This is a genomic window from Acidovorax sp. KPB24-03 (genome assembly GCF_057546605.1).
In genome coordinates, this window is the sequence record NZ_BAAJYR010000411.1 from 1 (window position 1) to 3081 (window position 3081).

The 3081-nt window shown below is 68.8% G+C and carries 3 protein-coding genes; all 3 read right to left on the reverse strand.

The features are described 5' to 3' along the window. The coding region (locus AC27KI_RS21800; protein ID WP_487115789.1) for a maltotransferase domain-containing protein at positions 1-514 on the reverse strand (514 nt) is incomplete at its 3' end. After that, the gene (glgB, locus tag AC27KI_RS21805) at positions 501-2426 is read right to left on the reverse strand and encodes a 1,4-alpha-glucan branching protein GlgB (protein ID WP_317360375.1); all 1926 of its coding nucleotides are present in this window, start codon (positions 2424-2426) and stop codon (positions 501-503) included. The genes glgB and AC27KI_RS21800, both read right to left, overlap by 14 nt. A 225-nt stretch (positions 2427-2651) precedes the next feature. Continuing rightward, positions 2652-3081, reverse strand: a 430-nt coding sequence (locus AC27KI_RS21810; RefSeq protein ID WP_487115791.1) for a TOBE domain-containing protein, incomplete at its 5' end; no start/stop codon positions are given.

Below are 3081 nucleotides of genomic sequence, written 5' to 3' on the forward strand. Positions count from 1 at the left end.
CGCTGGCACGCTGGGCGGCCGCCAGGGCTTCCGCCGCGCCCACGCGCGCGGCGACGCGGATGTCCTGCGGGTCGACGCGGCGTTCGAGTTCCCGGCGCCAGGATTCGAACGGGTCCACCCAGGCGGACACGGTGTAGCGGTACAGGCCCGGCTCGGGTGGGGTGAAGTCGGCCACCCATTCGTCGTTGCCGCTGGCCTCCATGGCCACTTCGGTGGCTTCTGCGGGGGCTGTGGTGGCGTTGCCATCCCGGTCGCGCCACCACTGCAGCGCCACGCGCAAGACGTCGTGCCCGTCGGTGAAACAGTGCGCGGTGATGCGGGTCGGTTCGCCGGCCACGCGCTTGGCGGCAAAGCGACCGCCGTCCACGCAGGGGAGCACGGCTTCGACCACGGCGCGCACACGGCCGTCTGTACCGCCGATCGGGGTCACCAGAGTGGACGGGCTCGCTGGCGACGCCGCAGAGGCATTGGCCGCAGGGCGGAAAGAAGAGGGCAGGGTGTCAGGCTTTGGCATGGCGCGCAGGCTCCTGTCGGAAGATGAGGGTGGAGAGCGGCGGCAGCGTGAGGCACAGCGATTGTTCCCACTGGTGCGACCGCACAGGCGCGGCCTCCACGCCGCCCAGGTTGCCCCAGCCGGCGCCGCCGAATTCGCGCGCGTCGCTGTTGAGCAACTCCTGCCAGTAGCCGGAGGACGGCACGCCCACCAGGTAGTTGGTGCGCGGCACGGGCGTGAGGTTGCAGACCACCAGCACCGGGCCGGCGCCATCTTCCCGCGCCGCCCGATGGCTGGGCTTGCGCAGGAAGGCGATCACGCTCTGCCCGGCGTCGTCGGCCTCCACCCATTGAAAACCCTCCGCCGAAAAGTCCACTTCATGCAGAGCGGGCTCGCTGCGATAGACGCGGTTGAGTTCGCGGATCAGGCGCTGCACGCCACCGTGCAACGGGCTGTCGCACACCCACCATTCGAGTTCGCCTTCGTGCGTCCACTCGCGGCGCTGGCCGAACTCGCCGCCCATGAAGAGCAGCTTCTTGCCCGGGTGCGACCACATCAGGCCGAACAGCGTGCGCAGGTTGGCGAACTGCTGCCACTCGTCGCCGGGCATCTTGTTGATCAGCGAGCCCTTGCCGTACACCACTTCGTCGTGCGAGAGCGGCAGCACGAAGTTCTCGTTGAAGGCATACACCAGCGAGAACGTGAGCTTGTGGTGGTGGTATCGACGGTTGACCGGGTCTTCCTTCAGGTAGGCCAGCGTGTCGTGCATCCAGCCCATGTTCCACTTCATGCCAAAGCCCAGGCCGTTCATCTCCACGGGGCGCGAGACCATCGGCCAGGCGGTGGATTCCTCCGCGATGCTGACCGTGTCCGGGTGGTCGCGGTAGACAGCTCGGTTGAGCAGCCGCATGAACTCGATGGCTTCCAGGTTCTCGCGACCGCCGTGGCGGTTGGGTATCCACTCGCCGTCCTTGCGGGCGTAGTCCAGATAGAGCATGGACGCGACCGCATCCACGCGCAGCCCGTCCAGGTGGTACTTGTCGAGCCAGAACAGGCCGGAGGAGATGAGAAAGCTGCGCACCTCGTGCCGGCCGTAATTGAAGATGGCCGAGCTCCATTCGGGGTGGAAACCCTGGCGCGGGTCCGAATGCTCGTACAGGTGGGTGCCATCGAACTCCGCCAGCCCGTGGGCGTCCACCGGAAAGTGGGAGGGAACCCAGTCCAGCAGCACGCCGATGCCGCGCTGGTGCAGGTGGTCCACGAAGTACATGAAGTCCTGCGGGGTGCCGTAGCGCGAGGTGGGCGCGAAGTACCCGGTGGTCTGGTAGCCCCAGGAGCCGTAGAACGGGTGTTCGGTGATGGGCATCAGCTCCACGTGCGTGAAACCCAGGGACGTCACGTAGTCCGCCAGTTCATGGGCCAGTTCGCGGTAGTTCATGAACTGGCCGTTTCGGCGGCGCCAGGAGCCGGGGTGCATCTCGTAGATGGACATCGGCGCATCCAGCGCGTTGCGCGGCCCGCGCGATGCCATCCAGTCGCTGTCGCCCCATTCGTAGTCGAGCGACCAGATGCGCGATGCGGTGTTGGGAGGCAATTCGGCACACACGGCGAAGGGGTCGGCCTTTTCGAGCACGCGGCCCCCGTTGTGCGACACGATGCGGTATTTGTAGGCTTGGCCGTGCGCGGCGTGGGGGGAGGCTCCCTCCCAGATGCCGCTGCCATCGGACCGGGCGTGGAGCACATCCGCATCGGGGTTCCAGCCATTCCAGTCGCCGATGACCGAGACCGATGCGGCGTTGGGTGCCCAGACGGAAAAGTCCGCGCCGCCGCCCTCGCTGCGCAGGTGGCAGCCCATGGCCTGGTAGAGGCGTGAATGCGTTCCTTCGCGAAGGAGATAGGCGTCGTGGGCGGTCAGCAGGGCGGTGTGGGGCAAAGGCACGGGCTTGGATCCTTGGGGGAGTGGGCGCTCCGCGGCGCAGGGCGCGCCAGCGCAACCGGTTCACAAAACCCATTGGGGCACGTCCCGCGGGGTCGTCGCTGCGCGGGAGTGGCGCTTGGGTTTGTAGGACAGCGCCTATTCGGGGGGCATTGGGAACGCATGGCCCGATAGTGCCTTTCCCCGGCGTGCAGCGGCCGTGCCGCCCCTGCACGGCAGGGGTCAAACGAGCAGCGCCACGCCCTTGATCTGCGCGAAAACCGGCAGGCCCGGAGCCAGCCCCAGGGTGCGTGCCGAGCGCTGGGTGACGCGGGCGAGCAGGGGCGTGCCCTGGGCATCGAGCGCCACCATGGCCAGCCCCGGGCCGTCCTCGCGCAGCGCCACCACCCGCGCCGGCAGCACGTTCAGCACGCTGCTGTGCAGCGGCGCGGCCAGCGCCACTGTCACATCGCGCGCCTGCACCCGAAAGCGCACGGCCGTGCCCGGCGGGTGGGGATGGGCGGTGGCCACCAGCAATGCGCCGCCCCCGGGCAGGCGAACGTCCATGAGTTGGTCCGCCGCGTCGTAACCGTCGACCCTGCCCTCGGCCACGGTCGCCGCCGTGTCGCCCTGGGCGAGCGGCAGGTCCAGCCGCGCCAGGAGGGCCGGCGCG